Source organism: Pseudomonas sp. S5D5 (assembly GCF_003013355.1).
GTDB lineage: Bacteria > Pseudomonadota > Gammaproteobacteria > Pseudomonadales > Pseudomonadaceae > Aquipseudomonas > Aquipseudomonas aylmerensis.
Genome location: NZ_PTEO01000001.1, coordinates 2,194,140 through 2,219,640 on the forward strand (window position 1 = coordinate 2,194,140; position 25,501 = coordinate 2,219,640).

At 64.3% G+C, this 25,501-nt stretch carries 22 protein-coding genes; 21 read left to right on the plus strand and 1 reads right to left on the minus strand.

Annotated features, from left to right (window positions below; translation table 11 throughout):
• Positions 1–2 precede the first annotated feature (2 nt).
• On the minus strand, positions 3–2,186 hold the full coding sequence (locus C9990_RS10435) for a TonB-dependent receptor (RefSeq protein WP_106803210.1): 2,184 nt from the start codon (positions 2,184–2,186) through the stop codon (positions 3–5).
• Between the two features lie 209 nt (positions 2,187–2,395).
• Here C9990_RS10435 and C9990_RS10440 point away from each other — a divergent pair, with 209 nt between their 5' ends.
• From C9990_RS10440 to C9990_RS10545, 21 genes are all read left to right on the plus strand, one after another.
• A complete protein-coding gene (locus tag C9990_RS10440; RefSeq protein ID WP_106803211.1) occupies positions 2,396–3,436 on the plus strand; it encodes a LacI family DNA-binding transcriptional regulator in 1,041 nt (346 codons plus the stop codon).
• A gap of 264 nt (positions 3,437–3,700) precedes the next feature.
• A complete protein-coding gene (gene gspE, locus C9990_RS10445) occupies positions 3,701–5,398 on the plus strand; it encodes a type II secretion system ATPase GspE (protein WP_106803212.1) in 1,698 nt (565 codons plus the stop codon).
• Positions 5,395–6,591, plus strand: coding sequence for a type II secretion system inner membrane protein GspF (gspF, locus tag C9990_RS10450; RefSeq protein ID WP_106803213.1), 1,197 nt, complete (start codon positions 5,395–5,397; stop codon positions 6,589–6,591). The genes gspE and gspF overlap by 4 nt, the downstream gene beginning before the upstream one ends.
• A 20-nt stretch (positions 6,592–6,611) precedes the next feature.
• Complete coding sequence (gspG, locus tag C9990_RS10455; protein WP_106803214.1) at positions 6,612–7,022, plus strand: type II secretion system major pseudopilin GspG; 411 nt, start codon at positions 6,612–6,614, stop codon at positions 7,020–7,022.
• A gap of 7 nt (positions 7,023–7,029) precedes the next feature.
• Positions 7,030–7,455 carry a Tfp pilus assembly protein FimT/FimU gene (locus C9990_RS10460; RefSeq protein WP_106803215.1) on the plus strand — a complete coding sequence of 142 codons (426 nt, stop codon included), beginning with the start codon at positions 7,030–7,032 and terminating at the stop codon, positions 7,453–7,455.
• Entirely contained in the window at positions 7,452–7,784 is a 333-nt protein-coding gene (locus C9990_RS10465; RefSeq protein WP_106803216.1) for a prepilin-type N-terminal cleavage/methylation domain-containing protein, read from the plus strand. The genes C9990_RS10460 and C9990_RS10465 overlap by 4 nt, the downstream gene beginning before the upstream one ends.
• Positions 7,781–8,389, plus strand: a complete 609-nt coding sequence (locus tag C9990_RS10470) for a prepilin-type N-terminal cleavage/methylation domain-containing protein (RefSeq protein WP_106803217.1) — start codon at positions 7,781–7,783, stop codon at positions 8,387–8,389. The genes C9990_RS10465 and C9990_RS10470 overlap by 4 nt, the downstream gene beginning before the upstream one ends.
• Positions 8,386–9,087 carry a general secretion pathway protein GspK gene (locus tag C9990_RS10475; RefSeq protein WP_106803218.1) on the plus strand — a complete coding sequence of 234 codons (702 nt, stop codon included), beginning with the start codon at positions 8,386–8,388 and terminating at the stop codon, positions 9,085–9,087. Before C9990_RS10470 ends, C9990_RS10475 begins: the two co-directional genes overlap by 4 nt.
• On the plus strand, positions 9,084–10,076 hold the full coding sequence (locus C9990_RS10480; RefSeq protein WP_106803219.1) for a PilN domain-containing protein: 993 nt from the start codon (positions 9,084–9,086) through the stop codon (positions 10,074–10,076). Before C9990_RS10475 ends, C9990_RS10480 begins: the two co-directional genes overlap by 4 nt.
• A complete protein-coding gene (gspM, locus tag C9990_RS10485) occupies positions 10,051–10,650 on the plus strand; it encodes a type II secretion system protein GspM (RefSeq protein ID WP_106803220.1) in 600 nt (199 codons plus the stop codon). The genes C9990_RS10480 and gspM overlap by 26 nt, the downstream gene beginning before the upstream one ends.
• Positions 10,647–11,165 carry a general secretion pathway protein GspN gene (locus C9990_RS10490; RefSeq protein WP_106803221.1) on the plus strand — a complete coding sequence of 173 codons (519 nt, stop codon included), beginning with the start codon at positions 10,647–10,649 and terminating at the stop codon, positions 11,163–11,165. Before gspM ends, C9990_RS10490 begins: the two co-directional genes overlap by 4 nt.
• A gap of 5 nt (positions 11,166–11,170) precedes the next feature.
• Positions 11,171–13,294, plus strand: coding sequence for a type II secretion system secretin GspD (gene gspD / locus C9990_RS10495; protein ID WP_106805625.1), 2,124 nt, complete (start codon positions 11,171–11,173; stop codon positions 13,292–13,294).
• 740 nt (positions 13,295–14,034) lie between these two features.
• Positions 14,035–16,428: a TonB-dependent siderophore receptor gene (locus C9990_RS10500; RefSeq protein ID WP_065903555.1), complete on the plus strand. Its 2,394-nt coding sequence runs from the start codon at positions 14,035–14,037 to the stop codon at positions 16,426–16,428.
• Between the two features lie 16 nt (positions 16,429–16,444).
• On the plus strand, positions 16,445–17,416 hold the full coding sequence (locus C9990_RS10505; protein ID WP_106803222.1) for an amino acid ABC transporter permease: 972 nt from the start codon (positions 16,445–16,447) through the stop codon (positions 17,414–17,416).
• Positions 17,409–18,182, plus strand: a complete 774-nt coding sequence (locus tag C9990_RS10510; RefSeq protein WP_065903551.1) for an amino acid ABC transporter ATP-binding protein — start codon at positions 17,409–17,411, stop codon at positions 18,180–18,182. The genes C9990_RS10505 and C9990_RS10510 overlap by 8 nt, the downstream gene beginning before the upstream one ends.
• Positions 18,183–18,200: 18 nt before the next feature.
• The gene (locus C9990_RS10515) at positions 18,201–19,124 is read left to right on the plus strand and encodes an ABC transporter substrate-binding protein (RefSeq protein ID WP_065903548.1); all 924 of its coding nucleotides are present in this window, start codon (positions 18,201–18,203) and stop codon (positions 19,122–19,124) included.
• Between the two features lie 12 nt (positions 19,125–19,136).
• A complete protein-coding gene (locus C9990_RS10520) occupies positions 19,137–20,720 on the plus strand; it encodes an FAD-dependent oxidoreductase (protein WP_065903546.1) in 1,584 nt (527 codons plus the stop codon).
• Between the two features lie 11 nt (positions 20,721–20,731).
• Positions 20,732–21,166 (plus strand): RidA family protein, encoded by a 435-nt coding sequence (locus C9990_RS10525; RefSeq protein ID WP_106803223.1) that lies wholly within the window; start codon positions 20,732–20,734, stop codon positions 21,164–21,166.
• 20 nt (positions 21,167–21,186) lie between these two features.
• Positions 21,187–22,542: an LLM class flavin-dependent oxidoreductase gene (locus C9990_RS10530; protein WP_106803224.1), complete on the plus strand. Its 1,356-nt coding sequence runs from the start codon at positions 21,187–21,189 to the stop codon at positions 22,540–22,542.
• Between the two features lie 1,154 nt (positions 22,543–23,696).
• Positions 23,697–24,530: a class II aldolase/adducin family protein gene (locus C9990_RS10540; RefSeq protein WP_106803225.1), complete on the plus strand. Its 834-nt coding sequence runs from the start codon at positions 23,697–23,699 to the stop codon at positions 24,528–24,530.
• Between the two features lie 10 nt (positions 24,531–24,540).
• The gene (locus C9990_RS10545) at positions 24,541–25,497 is read left to right on the plus strand and encodes an ABC transporter substrate-binding protein (protein ID WP_106803226.1); all 957 of its coding nucleotides are present in this window, start codon (positions 24,541–24,543) and stop codon (positions 25,495–25,497) included.
• Positions 25,498–25,501: the final 4 nt, after the last annotated feature.

Below are 25,501 nucleotides of genomic sequence, written 5' to 3' on the forward strand. Positions count from 1 at the left end.
GCTTAGAAATCCTTGCGCAGTTGCACGCCGAAGTAACGTTCATCGTCACGGGGCACGGCGCGGTAGATGTAGTTGCCGCCGGTGGCCAGCAGCGGTGAGTAGGACTTGTCGGCAAGGTTCTTGGCCAGGAACGCCACGCGCCAGCCGTTGCTGTAGTCGGCCAGGGCCACGCTGGCGTTCCAGATGCCGTAGGCGCCTTGCTTGGTGTCGACATTCTGGCTGATGTCGTACTGCACTTCGCTCTGCCAGCTGTAATCGGTGCCCAGTTCGATGTCCAGGCCGTTATCCAGCGGGATTGTGTAGTCGGCGCGCACGTAGCTTTTCCAGTCCGGGCTGTACGGCAGCGGCTTGCCATTGACATTACAGGTGGCCGCCGCGCCCGCCGGGCAGGCGAATTCATCGATGCGTGCACGGGTGTAGGCCAGGGCACCCGAGAATTTTAGCTGTTGGGTGGCCTGCAAGGCGTAATCCAGTTCGACGCCCTCGGTGCTGACGCTGCCGGCGTTGATCAGGCGCGTGACCACCTGCCCGGCAACCGTGTCGAAAAAGTTGGCCTGGTAGTTGTCGTAATCGCTGTGGAACACCGCCAGGTTGGTGGTCAGGCGGTTGTTCCAGGCCGTGGCCTTGATCCCGGCTTCCCAGGTGTTGGAGGTTTCCGGCTTGAGCGCGTCGGTGTCACGCGCCAGCATGTTGAAGAACACGTTGTACGCCGGGCCTTTGTAGCCGCGCGAGTAGGTGAGGTAGCTGGTGATGTTGTCGGTGATGTCGTACTGCACGCCGAGGCGACCGGACCAGCCATCCTCATCCACCGAGCCGGAACTCGAGGTGGCCGGTTGAATCCCGCTGACCAGGGTGGCCGAGGTGGAGGTGCGACGGTGATCGTATTTCAGGTCGTCGTGGGTATAGCGCAGGCCGGCGATGCCGCGAAAGCGCGAGGTGAAATTCAGTGTGGTCTCGCCGAATACCGCGTAGCTGTCGCTGGTGGTGCTGTAGTCGGCGATGCCGCGGTCCGTGCGTGTGGTGGTCGTCAGCGTGCGCTGGTAGGTCTCTTTGTCTTTGCCGTGCATGTAGAACAGGCCGCCGACGTACTCCAGGAATTCACCTTTGGGCGACGCCAGGCGTAGTTCCTGGGAGTATTGGTCGAAGGCCAGCTCGCCTTTGTCGGCGGTGCCGGGGAACGCGGCGGTGACGCTGCCGAGGCGGTCGCCATCCTGGTACTGGGTGTTGTCCCAGCCGCGCCAGGCGGTGATCGAGGTCAGGGTGTAGTCGCCCAGGTTCCAGTCCAGTTGCGCAGACAAGCCCTTGTTGGTGTCTTCCACATGGCTGCGGGTGTCGGTGTTGATATCACGGTTGTCGCTGGAGGCGCGCACCGGGTTCAACGCATTGGCGAAGGCCGGAGTCAGGGACTTGCTCACCACGCCATTCGGCGCATCGTCGTGGGACTGCATGTAGTCGGCGATCAGGGTCAGTTTCACGTCGTCATTCGGGGTGAATTCCAGTTTGCCGCGAATGCCCTTGTGGTTGTAGCCGTTGACCTCCTGGCCATTATGTTGGTTGTCGACGTTGCCATCGTAGCTGCCGAACAACGTGCTGATCGAGCCCTTGAGCACGTCCGGCACCAGGCTGCCGCCGATACCGAAGCGGGTACGGCTTTCATTGCCGCTGTAGTAGGACTGGTCGATATAGCCATGGGTTTCGGCCGTCGGCGCCTTGCTGGTGATGTTCAGCACGCCGGCCGAGGCGTTCTTGCCGAACAGCGTGCCTTGCGGGCCGCGCAGCACTTCGATGCGTTCCAGGTCGAGCAGGTCGAGGGTGGCCTGGCCAGGGCGCGCGTAGACCACGCCGTCGACTACGGTGGCCACGGTGGGCTCGACGCCAGGGGAGGTGGAAATGGTGCCGACGCCGCGCACGAACAGCGACGTGTCCTTGTTCGATGCGCCGGTGCGGAAGTTCAGTGACGGCACTTGTTGTGCGATGCTCGCCACGCCGTTGCGGTTGTCGCGCTCCAGTTGCTCGCCGTCCAGGACGGAGACCGCCACCGGGACTTTTTGCAGCGACTCTTCGCGGCGGGTGGCCGTGACCGTGACGGACTTGAGCGTCGGTTCCGCCTCGTCGGCGGCAAAGGCGCCGGTTACGGGGAGCGCCGTCAAACCGGCGAGTAAAAACAAGTGAGTGCGTCTGTGCATGCTGTGTCCGCTCGAAAGAAATGCCCTGAACCGCTGCGGTTCTTGCGACCGTCAGCGCCTGTGAAACTGTCTTGGGCATTCGCTCGAGCGAGTAGCAGACAACGCGCTTTGTTAGCGCTAACATCGGCATTATTGGTAGGTCTGGTTTAGAGCGTCAAATACTAAAAAATTAGCCCTATATTCTTTTTGGTTTTTAACAGGATCATCCCGTGAGCGAAGACAAACCGCGCAAACGCCGTGGCGCCGGGCGCGTCACCTTGAACACCGTGGCGCGCCAGGCCGGGGTATCGGCGATTACCGTGTCGCGCTATTTCAACCAGCCGGAACAGGTCTCGCCCGAGCGTCGCGAGCGCATCGCTGCGGTAGTCGCCGAACTCGGCTATGTGCCCAACCTGGTGGCCGGCGGGCTGGCTTCGGCGCGAGGACGGATTGTGGCGATGGTGATCCCGAACATCTCGGGGCCGATCTTCGCCAATACCATCCAGGGTTTCAGCGACACGCTCAGCCGCCACGGCTATCAGCTGTTGCTGGCGTCCAGTTACTTCAGCGCCGAACAGGAAGAAAGCGCGGTGCGCGCCTTCCTCGGCTGGTCACCGGCGGCGCTGGTGCTGACCAGTCGCTTCCACAGCGCGGGCACCGAAAAGATGATCGCCGACGTCGATATCCCGGTGGTGGAAACCTGGGACTACGTGCCCGAGCGCGAGCCGTTGCAGATCGGCTTTTCCCACTACGACGTGGGCGTCACGGCCGCGCGCTACCTGCATGGCCAGGGCTATCGGCGCATCGCCTTCGTGCAGAACAGCGCCCCGGGCGACTTCAGCGCGTTGGAACGGCGAGACGGGTTCGCCGCGACGCTGACGGCGTTGGGCGTCGCCCCCTGGGTATTCGCCCCCGACGCTGACCGCGCGCCCTTTGAAGCGGGCAAGCAGGCGATGGAAACCCTGATGGGCCATGCGACACCGCCCGACGCGATCTTCTTCGCCAATGACAACCTGGCCGCCGGCGGCCTGTTGGCCGGGCAGCGTGCCGGCGTGAAGATCCCGCAGGACTGCGCGGTGCTGGGGTTCGGCGATTATCCGTTTGCCGAAATGTTGTTGCCGAGCCTCAGTACGATCAAACCGCCGGCCCTGGATATCGGTGTATTAGCAGCGACGCGGGTTCTGCAAAGTTTGGGCGTATTGCCGGTTGAAGAGGAAGTTCAGCGCTTGAATCTTTTGCAATGTCGCTTGATCGAGCGCGAAAGTGCCTGAATAACTAAGCACGTGGCTAATTGCAATTAGCCAATTCCTGACGGCAGGTAAAGAAGGCTTTAAATCAAGGGTTGTACCGGAAATCCGGGACAGTCCTTGGCTATTCTTTTCAGTTTGTTTCCGAGCTTCCGGAACTAGCGTTGTAACTTCCAGTCGATAACCCCGGTTAACTTCGACTGCGGCGTGGCGAACTAATGGCCTTTTACCTTTAATGCCCAGTAGTTCCAAATAGCCATACTTTCTCGCAATCAGACACCCACTACTATGTCGTCCATGCCTATCGATGCCTGCCATCTGCAGATACCGCACACCGACCAAGTGTGCGCGTGGCTGATGCAGCACGCCGGGCTGAAAACCGTCGATCTGGAGCGTGCCCGACGCTTGTCCACCGATGCCGACGACCTGCTGGGGCTGCTGACGCGCCTGGGGCTGGTCTCGGAAATCGAGCTGGCGCGTGCCTGGGCCGGCCTGCTCGGTGCGCCGCTGTTGCTGGCGGATGCCGCGCCGCCGCTGCTCGACCCTTTGCCGGCGCTCACCGAGCGCTTCATGCGCCACTACCAGGTGGTGCCCATGGGCTGGAACCAGGGCGGGCTGCGCGTGCTCGCGGCCAACCCGGCGCAGGCCTATCCGTTCCAGGCCCTGGCCTACGCCTGCCAGGTGCCGGTGTGGCTGGCGATCGGCCCGCGTACTGAAGTCGACACGCTGATCGAGCGCTATTACGGCCAGGGGCGTTCCGCCATGGGCACGCTGATCGAGAACCTCGATGAGCAGGGCGGCGCGCTGGAAGATATCGAACACCTCAAGGACATGGCCTCCGAAGCGCCGGTGATTCGGCTGGTCAACCTGATCCTGCAGCGCGCCGTGGAACAGCGCGCGTCGGATATCCATATCGAACCCTTCGAAAGCCAGCTCAAGGTGCGCTACCGCATCGACGGCGTGCTGCACGACGCCGAGGCACCGCCGGCCAGTTCGTCGGCGGCGGTGATCTCGCGGGTGAAAATCATGGCGCGCCTGGACATCGCCGAGCGACGCCTGCCCCAGGACGGGCGGATCATGCTGCGTATCCAGGGCAAGGAACTGGACTTGCGGGTCTCCACGGTGCCGACCAGTTTCGGCGAGTCGGTGGTGATGCGCCTGCTGGACCGGCAAACCGTGCAGTTCGACTTCCCCAGCCTGGGCTTCGACGGCCAGCGCCTGGCGGCCTTCCTCGATCTGCTGGAGCGGCCCCACGGCATCCTGCTGGTCACCGGGCCCACCGGTTCGGGCAAGACCACCACGCTGTACACCGCGTTGGCGCGGCTCAACACCACCGAACGCAAGATCATCACCGTGGAAGACCCGGTGGAGTACCAGCTCGAAGGCATCAACCAGATCCAGGTCAAGCCGGCCATCGGCCTGGACTTCGCCGGTGCGCTGCGCTCCATCGTGCGCCAGGACCCGGACGTGATCATGATCGGCGAGATCCGCGACCTCGAAACCTGCCGCATCGCTATCCAGTCCTCCCTCACCGGCCACCTCGTGCTGTCCACCCTGCACACCAACAGCGCCGCCGCGAGTATCACGCGGCTGCTGGACATGGGCGTGGAAAGCTACCTGATCGCCTCGACCGTCAGCGGCATCCTGGCGCAGCGCCTGGTGCGACGGCTGGATCCGGCCACGCGCGTGGCGTTCGAAGCACCGCCGGAGCTGGTCGAGGAACATGGCCTCGACCGCCTGACCGACCAGCGCCCGATCCTGCTCTACCGTGGCAGTTATCACGGCCGCAGCGCCATCACCGAACTGTTGGTGATGAACGATGAACTGCGCAGCCTGCTGATGCGCCACGCCGACGCCGACACCCTGGAGCAGGCCGCCCGTCGTGCCGGCCTGCGCACCTTGCATGAAGAAGGCCTGCGCCAGGCCTTGGCGGGCATTACCTCGCTGGAAGAAGTACTGCGCGTCACCCGTGGAGAGGGCGCGTGAGCCTGTTCAAATTCCGCGCCCTGGACAGCCAGGGTGCCAAGCAGAGCGGCACGTTGGATGCCGCCGACCAGGCTGCCGCCGTCGCCGCCTTGCACAAGCGCGGCTTGTTGCTGCTGCACATCGAAGCGGCGGGCAGCCGGCTGCTGCGCAACACGCGCGGGCCGTTGAAGGGCGCAGCGCTGGTGAGTTTCACCCAGCAACTGGCCACGCTGTTGGGCGCCGGCCAGCCCCTGGAACGTGCCCTCGGCCTGTTGCTCAAACAGCCCGGCCCGCCCGCGGTGCGCGCGTTGATCGAACGCATCCGCGAGCAGGTCAAGGCAGGCCAGACGTTATCCGCGGCGCTTGCGCAAGAGGGCGACAACTTTTCCCCGCTGTACCTGAGCATGGTGCGTGCCGGTGAAGCTGGCGGCGCGCTGGAAAGCACCTTGCGCCAGCTCAGCGATTACCTGGAGCGCAGCCAGTTATTAAAGGGCGAAGTGATCAATGCGCTGATCTATCCCGCGTTCCTGGTGGTCGGCGTGCTCGGTTCCCTGGCGCTGCTGCTGGCGTATGTGGTGCCGCAATTCGTGCCGATCTTCGAGGACCTGGGCGTGCCGATTCCATGGATCACCGAGGTGATTCTCGCGCTCGGCCAGTTCCTCGGTCGCTATGGCCTGGCGGTGTTGGCGGCATTGATCGGGATGGCCTCGACACTCGCCGCGCGCCTGCGCGATCCCCTGCGCCGGCAACGCCACGACCGTCGCCTGCTCGGCCTGCGCCTGATCGGACCGCTGTTGCAGCGGGTCGAAGCCGCGCGTCTGGCGCGCACCCTCGGCACCTTGCTCAGCAACGGCGTGGCGCTGCTGCAAGCGCTGGTGATCGCGCGGCAGGTCTGCAGCAATCGCGCGCTGCAGGCCCAGGTGGCGCAGGCGGCGGAGTCGGTGAAAGGCGGCGGCACCCTGGCCAGCGCGTTCGGCAGCCAACCGCTGCTGCCGGAGCTGGCCCTGCAAATGATTGAGGTCGGCGAACAGGCCGGTGAACTGGACAGCATGCTGCTCAAGGTGGCCGACATTTTCGACGTCGAGGCCAAGCGCGGCATCGACCGCCTGCTCGCCGCGCTGGTGCCGTCGCTGACTGTGGTCATGGCCGTGCTGGTGGCAGTGATCATGCTGGCGATCATGCTGCCGCTGATGAGCCTGACCAGCAATATATGAACCTTCAAGGAGCCACACCGATGAAATCTTCACGCCGCCAACGCGGTTTCACCCTGCTGGAAATGCTCGCGGTGATCGTGCTGCTCGGCATCGTTGCAACCATTGTGGTACGCCAGGTCGGCGGCAATGTGGACAAGGGCAAATACGGCGCGGGCAAGGCGCAGCTGGCGAGCCTGAGCATGAAAATCGACAGCTACGCCCTGGATGTCGGCTCGCCGCCCAACAACCTGCAGCAGTTGGTGGACAAGCCCGGCAACGCGGCCAGTTGGGCCGGGCCATATGCCAAGCCGTCGGACCTCAAGGACCCGTTCGGCCACGCCTTCGGTTATCGCTTCCCCGGTGAACACGGCGCTTTCGACCTGATCTTCTACGGCCAGGACGGCCAACCGGGCGGCGACGGCTACAGCGCCGACCTGGGCAATTGGGAGTAACCCGGCGATGGCCCAGCGCGGCTTTACCCTGCTGGAGATGCTGGTGGTGATCCTGCTGCTGGGCGTCGCTGCCGGGCTGCTGGGGCTGGGGGTGCGCCAGGGGCTGCAGGCGGCGCAGGAGCGGCGGGTGGTCGGGCAACTGGTCGATGCGCTGCGCACCACGCGGGCCGGGGCGATTGTCGACGGCCAGGTAGCGCGCACGGCGTTCGATTTGCCGGGCAGGACTTTCCAGGCACCGGGCCGTGCGCTGCAACACTGGCCGCCTGAGTTGCAGGTCAGTTTGCACACGGCTGAACAGGCGGGATCGGCCATCGAGTTTTACCCCGATGGCAGTTCCACCGGCGGCCATCTGGTGCTGGCCAACGGCAGTCGACGTTGGCGCATTGATATCGGCTGGCTGACCGGCAGCGTCCAGTCCCGGGTGCTGCCATGAAACGCCAGGCGGGATTCACCCTGCTCGAAATGCTCGCGGCGTTGACGCTGATGGCGGTGTGCAGCACGGTGCTGCTGGTCGCGTTCGGCCAGAGCGCGCGCTCGTTGGCACACGTCGCCCGCAGCGATCGGCTCACCCACGTGGCGCTCACCGTGCTGGACCAGGAAGCGGCCGGGCGCCTGGTCGAAGGGCGCAGCCAGGGCGAACTGGATGGCATCCACTGGCAACTGACCCGTACCCGCCAGCAGCCGCAGCTGTTTCGCCTCGACCTGAGCGTGCGCGAAGGCCAGCACCAGGCGCACTTCAGCACCCTGAAGGCACGCCTGTGACGCGCCGCGAGCAGGGCTTCACCTTGCTGGAAATCCTTGTGGTCCTGAGTTTGCTCAGCATGTTGCTGGTGCTGGTGGGCGGCGCATTGCTGGGCGCCAATCGCGCGGTGGCCAAGGCCCAGCGCTACACAGTCAGCCTGGATGAAAGGCGCGCCGCCCAGCAGTTTTTGCGCACGGCGATCAGCGAAGCGCTGCCCCTGGACGTGACCGAGGACGACAGCCAGGCCGATGGGTTTTTTGTCGGCACGCCCGAGCGCCTGCAGTTTGTGGCGACCTTGCCCGGTGTACTCGGCGGCGGCATTCAACGCTTCACGGTGCAAAGGACCGGGCAGCAATTGCAGGTGGCGTTTTCGCGCTTGGAATCGGCCAGCACCGTCGCGCGTGATGAGCCGCAGGTGCTGCTCGACCACCTGCAAAGGTTGCAATTGAGCTATCGCGGGCTATCCCCGCTGGGCCAACCGACTGGTTGGATCGACACCTGGCCGTGGCCCCGGCGCCTGCCGGCGGCGGTGCGTATCGCCGCGCATGTCGACGGACCGGTGCCCTGGGTGACCCAGGTGATTGCCCTGCGCCTGAACCTGTCCAGCGGGAGCGTCGAGGAATGAGGCGCCAGCGCGGTGCCGCGCTGCTGCTGGTGCTGTGGGTGCTGGCCTTGCTCGCCGTGTTGCTCGGCGGCCTGGCCGGCTGGGTGCAACTGGAAAGCCGCCAGGCATTGTGGCTGCGCCAGCACACCCAGACCGTACTGGCCGCCGAAGCCGGCATCGCCATGGCCATGGCTGATCGACACTGGATCGCCGATGGCCGCGACAGGGCCTTGAGTTTTGATGACGCGCAGGTGCAGGTGAACCTGCGCAGCGAGCGCGGCAAGCTCTACCTGATCAACGCCGAGGCGCAGGACCTCATGCGCCTGGCCCTCGCCTGCGGCGCCAGTCCGGCCGAGGCCGGGCAGTGGGTCAAGGCGCTGGAGGCGCGACGCAACCAGGGCCTGGCGCCGTTTCGGGTGCTGGAAGAAGTGCGCCAGTTGCCCGGCATGACCCAGGCGCTGTACAGCCAACTGCTGCCCGAGATCACCTTGTGGAGCGACCTCGATCGCCCCGACCCGGCCTTCGCCAGCCCCTTGATGCGCCAGGCGCTCAACCTGCCACACGCGGACGCCGAGGGCGCCGACCCGGGTGAAGTGCTGGTGGTAGACAGCCGCGCCCAACGCCCCGGCGGCTATCAGGCCCGGCTGCAAGTCACGGTTTTATTGAGCCCATCGGAGGACAGCGCACAACCCTACCGGGTGCTGCGTTGGCAAGAATGAATCGACTCGAACCCATCGCCCGGCACTGGCGTGGCAGCCTGCTGCAACAAGGCTGGCGCCTGTGGCTCGCGGAACTGCGCGGTTGCCTGCCGCGTTGGCTGGTGCTGCGCGAACCGCCGGAGCAGATCCACCCGTGGCCGCTGACGGCGCCGGTTGCCGTGGATAGCACGCGCCAGGTGCTGATGCTCGCGCCCGAGGCGGTGTTGCTGCAAACCGTGCAACTGCCGCTGGCAGCCGCGCGCAATCTCAACGCCGTGGTCGGCTATGAACTGGACCGCTACACGCCGTTCGAAGCCGAACAGCTGTACTTCGTCGCCCGCCAGGAGCGGCGCACGTCCAGCCACCTTGAGGTGACATTGGTCGCCATCCTGCGCGAGCGCCTGGACCAGATCCTTATCGACTGCGCAGCGTTCGGCCTGCATCCCCATCGGGTGGATGTGGCCAATCTGGGCATCGACCTGCTTCCGGCGCCGTTGCGTCCGCGTCAACGCCCGGTGGGCAAGGGCTTGCAACGCAGCCTGCCGTGGCTGTGCGGCGCCTTGCTGATCGCGGCGATGCTGCTGTGGCTCAACGACCGCCAACGCGTGCTCGACGCCATGCACGCCAGTGTCCAGCAACAAAAGGCCGAGGTCGCGCAGGTGCATGCGCTGCGCCAGCAACTGCTCACGACACGTGGTGCGGCGCAGTACCTGACCCGGCGCAAACTGGCACAACCGCCCCTGGCTGCGCTGCTCAATGACTTGACCACCTGCCTGCCCGCCGACACTTGGCTCGACCAGCTGGATGTGAAGGACGGCGAGATTTCGTTTGCCGGGCAAAGCGCCAAGGCCAGCGCCCTGATTACCCGGATCAAGGGCTGCCACAGCCTCGAAAACGCCCAGTTCGAAGGGGTGATTCAACCCGATGCCCGCACCGGCAAGGACCAGTTTGCCTTGCGCGCTCATCTACGCCAGGAGGCCGCCGATGCGCCGACCCCTCACACCCCGTGAACGTCGCGGCGCGGCCTTGCTGTTGTTGGCCATGGTGGTCGGCGCGGCCTATTGGCTGCTGATCGACAGCTGGTTCGCCGGCCCCCTGCGCGCCATGGGCGAACAGGCCGAGCAACTGCGCGAGCAGCAGCAACGCTACGCCGGCGTGCTGCGCCAGGGCGATTCCCTGCGCCAGCAACTGGAGCAGGCCAGGCAGGACCCGGCCAGCAGCACCAGCCTGTTGCCCGGGGATGACCCCGACGTGGTCGCCGCCGACCTGATGCAACGCCTCGCCGACCTGATCAACAGCCACGCCAACCTCGGCGGCGGCTGCAGCCTGACCCAGCGCCAGCCGATCACCCCGGAGCAGGACGACGGCGAGCCCTATCGCCAGGTCAAGGTCAGCCTCACCCTCAACTGCGCCATCGAGCCGCTCACGGCGATCCTGCACGAGCTGGAATACCAGCCGCCGTTCCTGTTCGTCGATGCACTGCGCGTGCGCCGTGCCCAGCAGGCCCCGGCCAGTGGCGGCGCGGGCCAACTGGTGGTGCACCTGCTGGTGCGCGGCTACCTGCAACCGCAGGGGGCGCGATGATCAGTGCCTTGCGCCCCCTTGAATGGGGCCTGCTGGTCCTGGCTGCCGCCTTGGGCGTGTTGATGGCGGTGATCCTTAGCAGCATCGGCGATGAACCGCAGTGGCTGCCCGAGCCCGCCGCGCGTGCCCATCCTTCGGCCAGCGTGCAGGTGGCGCCCAGCGTGCCGTTGGAAAGCCTCGCCGCCACCTGGCAGGCGCCGCTGTTCAGCCCCGATCGCAGCCCCGATCGCGTGGTCGGCAAGGCCCAGGTGTCGAGCCTGGCCAACCTGACCCTCAGCGGGATCATGATCACCGGCAACCTGCAGATGGCGATGCTCAAGCAGGCCGATGGCCGCGCGTTGACTGTGCGCCTGGGGCAGACCCTGCCCAATGGCTGGCGCCTGGAACACCTGACCCCGCAATACGCCCGTTTTGTGCTGGACGGCCGCACGCAAACCTTGAGCCTCTACGCCAGGCGCTTGCCGCCGCCGTCCTCCCGCCCACCGACTTCTCTTCCCCGCGAGCCCCTCCCTTGATCGATTTGCGCACCTCAACGTTTTGCCTGGCCACCGCCATTGCCCTGGGTGGCTGTGGCGCCTTTCCCGATCGTCTCGAGCCGGACGACGATCTGCTCCACGAAGCCATGCAAGGCACCGGTTCGCAACGACCGCCCAGCGCACCGCCCGTGGCCGAAAACCCGCAAGCGGCCATCCCTGCGCCGCCGCAGCGCCAGCTGATTCGCGGCAACCAGCAGTTCGTGCGCCAGCCCGCCGCCACGGCGCAGGGGAAGGAGGAGGGCAGCGGCGATATCGTGTTCAACTTCCAGGACCAGCCCATTGAAGCGGTGATCAACAGCGTGATGGGCGACCTGCTGCATGAGAATTACAGCATTGCCCAGGGCGTGAAGGGCAATGTCAGCTTTTCCACCTCCAAGCCGGTTGACAAACAGCAGGCGCTGTCGATCCTCGAAACCCTGCTGTCGTGGACCGATAACGCCATGATCCGCCAGGGCCAGCGCTACGTGATCCTGCCGGCCAACCAGGCCGTGGCGGGCAAGCTGGTGCCGCAAATGCCGGTGGCCAAGCCGTCCAGCGGCTTGTCGGCGCGGCTGTTTGCGTTGCGGTATATCTCGGCGACCGAGATGCAGAAACTGCTCAAGCCGTTCGCCCGGGAGAACGCATTCTTGCTGGTGGACCCGGCGCGCAACGTGCTGAGCCTGGCGGGCACCCCGGATGAACTGGCCAATTACCAGGACACCATCGACACCTTCGACGTGGACTGGCTCAAGGGCATGTCGGTGGGCGTATTCGGCCTGCAACGTGCTTCGGTGGCCGAGCTGATGCCCGAGCTGCAGAGCCTGTTCGGCCCGGACAGCGGCATGCCCCTGGCCGGCATGCTGCGGTTTTTGCCGATCGAGCGCACCAACTCGGTGGTGGCGATCTCTTCGCAGCCGCAGTACCTCAGCGAAGTGGGCGACTGGATCCGCACCATCGATGAAGGCGGCGGCAACGAGCCGCAGATGTACGTCTACGATGTGCGCAACATGAAAGCCTCCGACCTGGCCAAATACTTGCGGCAGATCTACGGCAATGGCGCGATCAAGGACGACACCCCGGCCAGAGTCGCACCGGGCCTGCGCACCACCACCCTGTCATCGCTCAACAGCAGCGGCGGCGGCTTGCAGAACACTCCGCCACCGCCTGCCGATGAGCCCGAAGCCACCGAGGAAACGCCATCCGCCGCGCCGGACAAAAGCCTCGAGGCCGGCACCCGTATCACCGCACAACAAAGCAGCAACCAACTGCTGGTGCGCACCCGCCCGGCACAGTGGAAAGAGATCGAAGCCGCGATCAAGCGCCTCGACAACCCACCGCTGCAAGTGCAGATCGAGACCCGCATCCTCGAGGTCAAGCTCACCGGCGAGCTGGACCTCGGCGTGCAGTGGTACCTGGGGCGCCTGGCGGGCAATTCCGCCAGCACCACGGTGGCGAATGCCTCGGGCAGCCAAGGCGCCTTGGGCGGCGGCGGGGCAGGGCTGGGCGCGACGGATTCGCTGTTCTACTCCTTCGTCAGTTCCAACCTGCAAGTGGCCCTGCACGCCCTGGAAACCAACGGCCGCACCCAGGTGCTGTCGGCGCCGTCGCTGGTGGTGATGAACAACCAGCCGGCGCAGATCCAGGTCGGCGACAACATTCCCATCAGCCAGACCACGGTGAACACCGGCGATGCGGACACCACCTTGAGCAGCGTCGAATATGTACAGACCGGGGTGATCCTGGATGTGGTGCCGCGCATCAATCCGGGTGGCCTGGTGTATATGGATATTCAACAGCAGGTCAGCGACGCCGAGAACCCGGGTTCCAACAGCGACACGCCGGTGAACCCGCGCATCTCCACGCGCTCGGTGTCGACCCAGGTCGCGGTGCAGAGCGGGCAGACGGTATTGCTCGGTGGGTTGATCAAGCAGGACAACGCCGAGAGCGTCAGCGCGGTGCCGTACCTGGGGAAAATCCCCGGGTTGCGGTGGTTGTTCGGCAATACCAGCAAGTCCAAGGATCGCACCGAGTTGATAGTGTTGATCACGCCCAAGGTGATCACCAGCAATGGCCAGGCGCGGCAGGTGACAGATGATTATCGGCAGCAGATGCAGCTGCTGCGGCCTTGAACCGACCGGTGTGGTCAACATGTAGGGGCTGGCAAGCCAGCTCCCACACAAAAGCCAATCAGCTTTTGATCCGGCTTTTGATCTGGCTTTTGATCTTGATCCTCAGGCGCCCCATTAACCACGCTGGCCGAAAACAGGTAGTACGGAGCGGGTAAACCGGCAGGACGCCGGTTTAGCCGCGACGGGGCAGGGACGCCCCGTCGCGGCGGCCCGCTTCGGGCTGCCTGTTTTCGGGCACACCGAGCCTAGGCGAGGTGCCGAGTGGTGGGGCAAGAGCGTTTTGCTTACTTTTGCGCTTTTCAAAAGTGAGCCGCCGTAAGGGCGGAACCCATAGCCGCCGTTACCCAGATAACAGATATGTACCCCCACCCCCACCAAACATAATCTCAAAAAGACATTACCAACAAGAATAAAACAAATAACAAATAATGAATTTAGAGAATATTAGCTTATGCCCAAATAGCATTATATTTTTGATATCCATTCCTTTATGTTGAATCCAACAGCCTACCCCTGACCTCGGATGGTACCCAGCGTAATTCAGATTCTGCCCGCCACAACCGGGTCACGCGCCCCGCGGCAGAATCGTTGGAAGGGAGTTCAACGTATGTTGCCAATTCAATCCCCACACCTGCCCCACACCTAGTTCCAATCGCCGCAACACCCCTTGAAAAAACATCGAGCACCGCGCACGACCGCGTGATTGCCCGACCTCGCGATTTGGAAAGTCTGGAGTGGCTATGAAGCACGTTTTACAACCGACCGCCGTAGTGGCCCTGGCAATCCTGGCCGCTGCGGCCCAGGCCCAGGACGACAGCACCCTGTCTACCGTGGTGGTCACCGGTAACCGTGGCGCCGAACAACGCACGGTCACCAGCAGCCCGGTGCCGATCGATGTGGTCAGCGCCAAGCAATTGCAGAGCACCGGCAAGCCCGGTCTGATGGAAGCCCTGAGCGCGGTGATCCCGTCGCTGACCCTGCCGGAAAAGACCGGCTGGGACGCCAGCGGCATTGCCCGCGCACCCAACCTGCGCGGCATGAGCGCCGCCGAAGTGCTGGTGCTGGTCAATGGCAAGCGCCGCCACACGGCCGCGACCTTGAATATCAACGGCATCAACACCGGCGCGGCGCCGGCCGACCTCGACCTGATCCCCATCAGCGCCATCGACCATGTGGAAGTGCTGCGCGACGGCGCCGCTGCCCAGTACGGCTCGGATGCCATCGCCGGGGTGATCAACGTGATCCTCAAGGCCGACACCAGCGGCACCTCGGTGACCAATGTCGGCCAGGGTTATGACGGCAAGAAGCAGACCGTGCAGCAAAGCCTCAACAAGGGCTTTGAAATCGGCAACGGCGGCATCGTGCAGCTGGCGCTGGATGCACGCAGCCAGAACGATGACAACAAGGCCAGCGCCAACGGCTACACCTACGCCCAGGCCTATGAGCAGGCCGGGCGCTCCACCTACGGCGGCTACGGCACCCCCAAGACCAACCTGCTGACCCTGGGCTACAACGCCGAGTTGCCGATCGACGACAGCTTCAGCCTCTACTCCTTCACCACCTATTCGCGACGCAAGGCCGAGCAGGGCCAGAACTTCCGCCTGCCGACCATCACCAACACCATTACCACCGGACCCAACGGTTACCCCGGCGGCTACACGCCGACCTGGTTTATCGACGAGGACGATTTCCAGGCCGCGTTGGGTGGCAAAGGCACGGTCGGCGAGTGGGACTGGGACTTGTCCACCACCTACGGGCGCAACGACGCAGAGCAGGGCACCACGCATAACCAGAACCCGTCGCTGGGCGAGGCCACGCCGAACCACTTCACCTCCGGCACCTGGATTTCCACCGAGCTCACCACCAACCTCGACTTCAAGCGCGGTTTCGACATCGGCCTGCAAAAGCCCCTGGACCTGAGTTACGGCTTCGAGCATCGACGTGACACTTATGAGGTCCAGGCCGGTGATTACGCGTCCTATGCCAACGGCGGCTACTGCGTGGCGCCGGGCAACTGTGCATCGTCCGGGGCGCAGGTCACCAACGGCATTTCGCCGGATGAAGAAAGCAGCGCCTCGCGCAACAGCCTGGCCAGCTATGTCGACGTCGGCTTCAACCCGGTGCCGGACTGGTACGTGGGCACTGCCTTTCGCTACGAACACTACAACCAGGGCGTGGGTGCGACCCGCAGCGGCAAGCTGACCACCCGCTATGACTTCACCCCGCAGTTCGCCGTGCGCGCCACCGTGAGCAATGGCTTCCGTGCACCGTCCCTGGCCAACAGCCTGTTCAGTGCGCGCTCGACCACGTATGGCGTGGTGAACGGGGTGTACCAGTCGATCAACTACGGCGTGCTGCCGGTCGGTTCGGCGGCGGCCAAGGCCCTCGGTGCCGAGGAACTCAAGCCCGAGCGCTCGACCAACTTCAGCCTCGGTTTCACCCTGACGCCCACCGATCGCCTGAACTTCACCGCCGACGCCTACGTGATCAACCTGCGTGACCGCATCACCCTCACCGGCACCTTGCTCGGCCCCGAAATCACCCAGGTACTGCAAGGCAACGGCATCACCTCCACCTCCGGCGGGCAGTACTTCATCAACGGTGCCGACACCCGCACCAAAGGCCTGGACCTGGTCGGCAACTACAGCCAGGACCTGGGCCAATACGGCGCGCTGAAGTGGACGGCGGCGTTCAACTGGAACCAGACCAAGATCCTCAACTACAAGGAGTCGACCACGATCCTGGGCACCGCCTATGACCTGATGGACCGCCAGGCGCGCAACCTGATCACCGGTGTGCAGCCCAGCACCAAGCTGATCCTGGGCGGCGACTGGAGCATCGACCGCTTCAACCTCAACCTGGCCCTGACCCGCTACGGCTCCTACAAGGAGGTCAACGTCTCCGATGACCGCAGCCTCGACCGGGTCTACAGCGCCAAATGGATTACCGACCTCGACCTTGGCTACAACCTCACCAAAGACCTCAACGTGGCCATCGGGGCCAAGAACCTGTTCGACGTCTACCCCAAGAAACAAGGCGTACCCAGCAGCACCATGGTCAGCAGCTACGGCACCTATTCGCCCTTCGGTTTTACCGGTGGCTACTACTACACCCGCTTGACCTATGCCTTCTAAGGCCGAGGAATAAACCATGCCCATTGTCGCCAAATCCTATGACCTGATTGATGAGGTCACCGACCCGCCGGTTCGCCAGAGCCGTGTCTCCACGCCGATCAAGGCCCTGCAGGTGGTGCCGGCCCGGCATCCCTGGCGCTGGGCAGGGTCGATCTTTGCCGCGCTGGTGCTGCTCGCCATCGTGCACTCCCTGGCCACCAACCCACGCTGGGAGTGGGGCGTGTTCGGGCAGTGGTTCTTCTCGCCGTCGGTGCTGCGCGGCCTCGGCCAGACGCTGTTGCTGACCCTGCTGAGCACCGTGTTCAGCATCATCCTCGGCACCGCGCTGGCGCTGGCGCGGCTGTCGGGGTCGCCGCTGCTGGCGGCCCTGGCCTGGGGCTATATCTGGTTTTTCCGCTCGATGCCGGCGCTGCTGGTGCTGATCATCCTCTACAACTTCGCCTACCTGTACGACCACATCGTGCTCGGCGTGCCATTCACCAGCGTGGTCTTCGCCGAGTGGTCGACGGTGGACGTGCTCAGCCAATTCACCGTGGCGGTGCTCGGGCTGAGCCTGATGCAGGCGGCCTATGCGGCCGAGATCATTCGCGGCGGCCTGATCGGCGTCGACGCCGGCCAGCATGAGGCCGCGGCGGCCCTGGGGCTGCCGGCTTCGCGGCGGATCTTCCGGATCATCCTGCCCCAGGCGCTGCGCTCGATCCTGCCGTCGGGGTTCAACGAAATCATCGGCCTGGTCAAGGGCACCTCGATTGTCTACGTGCTGGCCCTGCCGGAGCTGTTCTACACCGTGCAGGTCATCTACAACCGCACCCAGGCGGTGATCCCGCTGCTGATTGTCGCGACCGTCTGGTACCTGATCATCACCACCGTGCTCACCAGCGCGCAGTACTACGTCGAGCGTCACTTTGCACGGGGCACCGCGCGCGTGTTGCCGCCCACGCCGCTGCAACGCATACGCGGCTGGCTGAAGGAGAAAACCCATGGCTGAAGCACGCGCAGGGCGTATCCAGATCCAGGGCGTGGGCAAGCGCTTTGGCAACCAGCAGGTGCTCAAGGACATCGACCTGACCATCGATCCAGGCAAGGTCACGGTGATTCTCGGGCCTTCGGGCTCGGGCAAATCCACCTTGCTGCGCACCATCAACCACCTGGAGAAGATCGACAGCGGGCACATCACCATCGACGGTGAATACGTCGGCTACCGGCGCAAGGGCGACCTGCTCTATGAACTCAAGGAGCGCGAGATTCTCAAGCGGCGTATCGACGTCGGTTTCGTGTTCCAGAACTTCAACCTGTTCCCGCACCTCACTGCCTGGGAAAACATCGCCGAGGCGCCTTTGGCCCACAAGCGCTGGAGCAAGGCCGAGGCGCAGGCCAAGGCCAGTGAACTGCTGGCCAAGGTGGGCCTGGCCGACAAGGTCGACGCCTACCCGCGCCAGCTCTCTGGCGGCCAGCAACAGCGCGTCGCCATCGCCCGCGCCCTGGCGCTGGACCCCAAGGTGCTGCTGTTCGATGAACCGACCTCGGCCCTCGACCCGGAACTGGTGGGCGAGGTGCTCGACGTGATCAAGGGCCTGACCCAATTGGGCGTGACCCTGGTGATCGTCACCCACGAGATCGGCTTTGCCCGCGAAGTGGCCGACCACGTGGTGTTCCTCTGTGACGGGCAACTGATTGAAGAAGGCCCGCCCGAACAAATTTTCCGCCAACCCCGACATCCCCGCACCGTGGCCTTTCTCGGCAAGGTGCTTTAGTTCAAGGAGTGACTGCCCATGTTTATCACCACAGCCCGCGTGGCCCTGCTGGCGCTGGCCGTCAGCACCGCGCAAAGCGCCTTCGCCGTGCAACAGGTTGACCTCAGCCCTGACCGCGTGCGCATCCATGTGCCGCGCAATGAAGCGGCGATCGCGCAGATCCCGCCAGGCTTCAAGTTCGCCCAGCCGGGCAAGTTCACCGTCGCCGTGTCCGGTGTCGCCGGGCCGCCCCTGGCGCTGCTTGCCAGTGACGACAAGACCACCATCGGCAGCGAAGCCGATACCGCGCAACTGGTGGCCGACAGCCTCGGCCTGCAACTCAACGTGGTGCAGACCAGTTGGGAAGACTGGCCCCTGGGTGTCAGTTCGGGCAAATACGACGCGGTGATCAGCAACGTCACCGTGACCGAGGCGCGCAAGAAGCGCTTTGACTTCGCCACCTATCGCCAGGACGTGCTGGGCTTCTACGTGAAGAGCACCAGCAAGATCACTGAGATCAAACAGGCCGAGGACATTGCGGGGCTGAAGATCATCGTCGGCTCCGGCACCAACCAGGAAAAAGTCCTGCTGGCCTGGAACGACGCCAATGAAAAGGCCGGCCGCAAGCCTGCGCTGTTGCAGTACTTCGACGACCAGGCCGCCGCGCAACTGGCGGTGCAGTCCGGGCGCAGTGATGCGCTGTTCGGGCCGAACTCGGTGTACGCCTATTCCGCCGCGATCACCGGCGGCATCAAGCGCGTCGGCACCGTCAACGGTGGCTGGCCGTTGCAGGCGGATATCGCCGTGACCACGCGCAAGGACAACGGTCTGGTCAAGCCGATCCACACCGCGCTGGAAGGCGCGATTGCCGGCGGCCAATACGAGCAGGTGCTGCAACGCTGGGGCCTGGACGTGGAGCGGGTCGACAAGTCGCTGATCAACCCACCGGGCCTGCCGGATTAAGGAGGATTTGACATGGGACTGACACGACGTGAAGCGCTGTCCAGCATTGCTGCGGTCGGTGGCGAAAAAGCCGTCAAGGATGCGCTCGCGGTATTGGGCCTGGGGCCTTCATCCCACCGCCGCCCGCAACCGCTGAAACTCAAGGAAGGCCTGGGGCAGGGCACCCGCGTGCTGGTGCTCGGTGCCGGGATTGCCGGCCTGGTCACCGCCCTGGAATTGACCCGCGCCGGCTTCAGTGTGCAAGTGCTGGAGGCGCGTGAGCGGGTCGGCGGACGCACCTGGACCCTGCGCAACGGCGACCGCGTCGACTACAAGGACGGCCGCACGCAAACCGTGGCATTCGATCAGGGCCTGTATTTCAACGCCGGCCCTGCGCGCATCCCCAGCCAGCACCGCACGATTCTCGACTACTGCAGCGAGCTGGGCGTGCCCCTCGAAGTGCTGGTCAACAGCAGCCATGGCGCTCAGGTGCGGCCGGATGTGAGCAAGCCGGCGTTCACCGTCGGCCAGGCGATCAACGATGCGCGCGGGCACCTGTCCGGGTTGCTGGCCAAGGCGGTGCAGCGCGATGCCCTCGATGATGTGTTGAGCAGTGAAGAACGCACGCGGTTGCTGGCGTTCCTGCAGGTGTATGGCGACCTGTCCCAGGAGCTGGCCTTCGAGGGCACGATTCGTTCCGGGCACCTGGAATCGCCCGCGCATCCTGGTGCCTTGCCGGCCAGCCGTGGTCCGCTGGCGCTGGATCAACTGCTGCACCCGGAACTCTGGGGCGCTTTGTTGCACACCGAGTTTCCGGAATTCTCGGCGACCATGTTCCAGCCGGTCGGCGGCATGGACCGCATCACCGATGCGTTCTACGAGCGGGTTCGTGGACAGGTGCAACTGGGCGCGCAGGTGCGCCAGATCCGCCAGCTGGAAGACGGCGTGGCAGTCACCTACCACGACACCCCGAGTGGCCGTGAACAGGTGGTCCGCGCCGATTACCTGGTCTCGACCCTGCCGTTGCCGCTGCTGGCCAGGCTCGATACGGACTTCAGCGACCCGATCAAGGCCGCCTTGCTCAGCACCCGCAGCGACCAGGCCACCAAAGTCGCCTGGCAATCGCCGCGCTTCTGGGAGACCGACTATCGCACCTACGGCGGCCTGTCCTGGATCGAGCACCCGGCGCGCCTGCTGTGGTACCCGAGCAACGATCTCAACACCCGCGAAGGCCTGCTGGTGGCGGGCTACGTGACCGGAGAGGGCGCCGCTGCCTTTGGCGCCCAGCCGTTCGACAAGCAGTACGCCACCTCCAAGGAAGCCGTGGAGCTGTTGCACCCGGGCTACTCGAAACACCTGCGCAACCCGCTGGCCGTGTCCTGGGAACAGATTCCCTACAGCGAAGGCCCGTGGCTGCAACGCGAACACTTCCCCGCCGACGCCAGTGCCTTGCTCGAACAGGCGCATGGGCGCGTGTACTTCGCCGGCGATGGCCTGGTGCAAAGCGGCGTGGGTATCTGGCAGGAATCGGCGGCCAACTCGGCACGGCATGTGGTCGCGCAATTGGCTGAGCGCGTGACCCAACAAACCCACCTTGCGGCCCTGGCCGCCTCCTGAGGATCAACACCATGAGCGACAGCATTCAACGTACCAGCGTCGGCGATTTCCCGATCTCGCAGACCGTCACCGTGCCGGCCTCCGCCAGCCTGATCTTCGTCAGCGGCACCTTGCCGGACCTGCACGACGCCAATGCCCAGGCGGGCACGCCGGCGGCCTATGGCGATACCGAAGTGCAGACCGTGTCGGTGTTCAACAAGATCCGCAGGATCCTTCAGCAACACGACCTCGACCTGGGCGATATCGTGCAATTGCGCGTGTTCCTGGTCGGCGCCGAAGAGACGGCCGGCAAGCTCGATTTTGCCGGCTTGCAGCGTGGCTATACGCAGTTCTTCGGCACGCCCGAGCAGCCGCACAAACCCGCGCGCACGGCGTTGCAAGTGGTGGCGTTGCCACTGCCCGGTGCACTGGTGGAAGTCGAAGCCATCGCTGCCCGCACCGCTTGATGCCAACCAGGAGACCTCCCATGTCCACAGCACTACGGCAACTCAAATTCGGCGCCATCCTCACCGGTGTCGGCACCGCGCAAAACGAATGGCTGCACCCGCAGATCCCAGGCGATGCCAGTGTCGATATCGACTGGTACCGTGCCCAGGCGCGGCAGGCGGAAGCGGCCAAGTTCGACCTGGTCTTCATCGTCGACAGCCCCTACATCACTGCGGATTCGGCGCCGCATTTTCTCAACCGCCTGGAGCCACTGACCTTGCTCTCGGCCATCGCCGGGGCGACCTCGAAGATCGGCCTGGTGGCGACGTTGACCACCTCCTATACCGAACCTTTCAACGTCGCGCGGCAGTTCGCCTCGCTGGACCTGATCAGCGGCGGGCGTGCCGGCTGGAACGTAGTCACCACGGGCCTTGAAGGCGCAGCTGGCAACTTTGGCCGTGAACAGCATATCGACCATACCGAGCGCTACCGCCGCGCGGCCGAACACCTGGAGGTGGTGCAAGGCCTGTGGGACTCCTACGAGGACGACGCCTTCGTGCGCGACAAAGCCAGCAAGGTCTTTCTCGACCCGCAGCGCCAACATCGTCTCGACCACCATGGCGAGTTTTTCTCGGTGACCGGGCCGCTGAATATCCAGCGTTCGGCGCAGGGTCAGCCGGTGATTTTCCAGGCGGGCATCTCCGAGTCCGGGCGCAGCCTGGCGGCCAATTATGCCGAGGGGATTTTTGCCGGCGTGGGTAACTTCGAGGACGCCCAGGCCTACTACAGCGACATCAAGCAACGCACCGCAGCGGCGGGGCGCAACCCTGACCACGTGACCATCCTGCCGGGCATTTCGCCGATCATTGCCGACACCGACGAAGAGGCCCAGGCCATCGACCGCGCGCGCAATGGCGAGCTGGACCTGGACAAGGCGCTGGTACAACTGGGGCGGCCGTTCAACTACCACGACTTCAGCCAGTACCCGCTCGACGAACCTTTTCCGGAACTGGGCGACCTGGGCAGCAACGGCTATCGCGGGCATGCCGAGAATATCAAGCAGGTGGCCCGTGACCAGAAGCTGACCCTGCGCCAGGCGGCGCTGCGTTTTGCCAAGCCGTTTTCGAGTTTCGTCGGCTCGCCGAAGACCGTGGCGGACGAGATCGAGCGCTGGTTTGTCGAGGGCGCGGTGGATGGTTTCAACATCCACGTGGGCGCGCCGGATGACTTTGCGCGGTTTACCGATCAGGTTTTGCCGCTGTTGCGTGAGCGTGGGTTGTTTCGCCATGAGTACAGCCACGACACTTTGCGTGGGCACCTGGGCTTGCCGGTGCCGGTGAATCGCCACACGGCGGCGCGGGTGACGGATGAGGTTTTGAGGGTTGTTGGGGCTTAGATTGTGTGGGGATCCGTTGTTTGGGTAATGGCTGCAATGGGGTCCGCCCTTACGGCGGGTCACTTTTGAACAGCGCAAAAGTAACCAAAGGGCTCTTGCCCCAACACTCGGCACCTCGCCTAGGCTCGGTGTGCCCGCACGCAGGCTTGAATCCGTGGGCCGCCGCAATGGGCCATCCCTGGCCCAGTGCGGCTAACCCGGCGTCCTGCCGGGTTACCCACGGATTCAAACCTGCGTGCGGCCAGCGTGTTTAATGGGGCGCCTCAGATCAAGATCAAAAGCGGCTCGCTTCGCATCGTGGATGCGCTTTTTGATCTCTGTAGGAGCCGGCTTGCCGGCGAAAAAAATGTGGGTGCGCCGCGTGCATTCTGATTTTCTCGCGTCATCGTTAACGACCATCGCAGGCAAGCCAGCTCCCACATTTGATCTCTATACACCCGGGGGCCTGAGCCATACCTCAATTCCTGTGGGAGCAGGCAAGCCAGCTCCTACACATATCCGCTCTTGATCTAACCACTCAGGCCGGCTGCCAGGCCGCCTTGCTTTTGCTTTTGATCTTGATCTGGGCGCCCCATTAAACACGCTGGCCGGAATTCGATATTGATTTGGGGGGTAAACCGGCAGGGATGCAGGTTTAGCCGCCCCGCGCCATGGATGGCGCGTGGCGGCGGCCCCCCAAATCAATGTCGGATTACGGGCACACCGAGCCTAGGCGAGGTGCCGAGTGTTGGGGCAAGAGCCTTTTTGGTTACTTTTGGGGCTCTTTTCCAAAAGTGACCCGCTGTAAGAGCGGAACCATAGTCGACCATCACCCAAATAACGGATATGCCCCCCATCCCCCAAACCCCAAAAAATGCAATTAACTGATCATCCACCGCAAGCATATTAAAAAAAGCTGATTATTAGCATATGACTACAAAGCCTTTTACAGACGTTTCTTAGACGAATACCTTTCAACCCAGCGACAACACACTCGACCCGACCCCTCGCATGGTGGAGGTGAGCACCGACGATACCCACCTGCGAGGGGCCCCCTGATCATGACGACCTGACCACACTTCCCGCCGCCACACCGTCCTTGCGTTTTCACTGCCGGCCCTGCCGAGCCACGGATTCGCTCGCCTATAAAAACTGCCTGATCAGGGGTTGCCTGTATGAGTCATTCCACACTGTTCCCACAAACCATCTACACCTTGCCCTACGACAATAATCGCCTGGCGCTGGGCGCCGTGCCCACCCATGACGACCCGCTGCAAGAGCGCCTGCACCGCAAGCAGCGCCTGGCGGCCGCCTACCGCCTGTTCGGCCGCCTGGGTTTCGAGGTAGGCGTGGCGGGACATTTCACCGCCCGCGACCCGGTCCATCCCGAGCAGTACTGGATCAACCCGCTGGGCGTGCCGTTCTCGCAGATCACCGTGTCGCACTTGTTGCGCGTCGATGGCAATGGCCAAGTGGTGGAAGGCGAGGGCCTGCTGAATACCAGCGCCCTGGAACTGCACCACGACCTGCAACAGGCGCGCCCGGACGTAGTCGGCATTGCGCACTTTCATGGTTTTCATGGCCGCGTCTGGTCGTCGTTGGGCCAGCTGTTCGAGCCGATCACCGCCGAGTCCGGCGCCTTCCTCAATGACCAGGTGATCTTCCCGCGTCACGCCCTGCGCACCGCCAGTGGCGCGCTGGAACAGGACCGCAACATCGTCAGCCAGGCGTTCGTCGAGACCTTCGCCCAGAACAACCTGTTGGTGTGGCAGAACCATGGCCTGTGGGTCACCGGCGCGACGGTGGAAAGCGCCGCCTGGCGGTTCATCCTCGCCGAAGACACCGCCCGCGTGCACCTCGCCGCGCGGTCGGCCGGGCAGCCGCTGGTGCCGCCGGCGGACGCCTTGGAGGGCGGCATCGACAAGGCCCGCCACGAGTTCTTCGCCTGGCTCAACTTCCTGCCGCTGTGGGACCAGATCCGCACCGAAGAACCCGACCTGCTCGACTGAGGCACCTGCCATGCACACCCTGACTCGTCGGCAATTACTGTTGGCTGGCGGCACCCTCGCGGCTGGCGCGCTGCTGGGCGCCCAGGCCGCCGAACCCTTGCGCGTGTGGCGCTACAAGGGCACCGCCGCGTCGTTTCTGGCCGACGCCGGCCAGGCCGACACGCCGTACCCGGTGGAATGGGTGGATGTCAGCGGCGGCAACCTGGTACTCGAAGCCCTGAGCAGCGGCCACCTGGACTACGCGTTCATGAGCGAGATCCCGCCGATCTTCGCCTCGATCGCCAAGGTGCCGATTGCACTGGTGGCCCAGTACGCAGGCGACCGCAACGACACGAGTCTGGTGGTGAAAAAAGGCGCTGGCATCCGCACGGTCCAGGACCTCAAGGGCAAGACCATCAGCTACGTACGGGCCACCAACACTCACTACTTTGTGCTGAACATGGGCGCGCAGAACGGCCTGTCCCTTGCCGATGTGACGGCGGTACCGCTGCCGATGCAGGACGCACTCACCGCGTTTCGCAACGGCCATGTGGATGCCATCGCCACCGGCGGCATCAGCGCGCTGCAAGCCACCAGCCAGATGGACGGCGAACTGCTGGCGGACGTCAGCCGCTACTACTCCGGCAACTACGTGATTGCGACCACGCAACAGGTATTGGCCAACCCTCAACGCCGCAGCCAGGTAGGCGATTTCTTGCGGCGTGAGCAAGCTACCTGGGCCTGGGTCAACGCCCATCCCGAACGCTGGGCCGAGCGCAGTGAAGCGCTGACCGGCATCGATCGTGCCCTGTACCTGCGCCAGTTCCAGCAACGCAGCCGGCCGGGCCGCCTGCAAGCAATCGATGCCGACGCCATGACCTCCCAGCAGCAGGTGGCCGACCTGTTTTATGCCAACCATTTGATCAGCCAGAGCGTCGATGCACGACCGCTGTGGCGTGACGACTTCAACCCTATTCTGAACAGTTGACCTG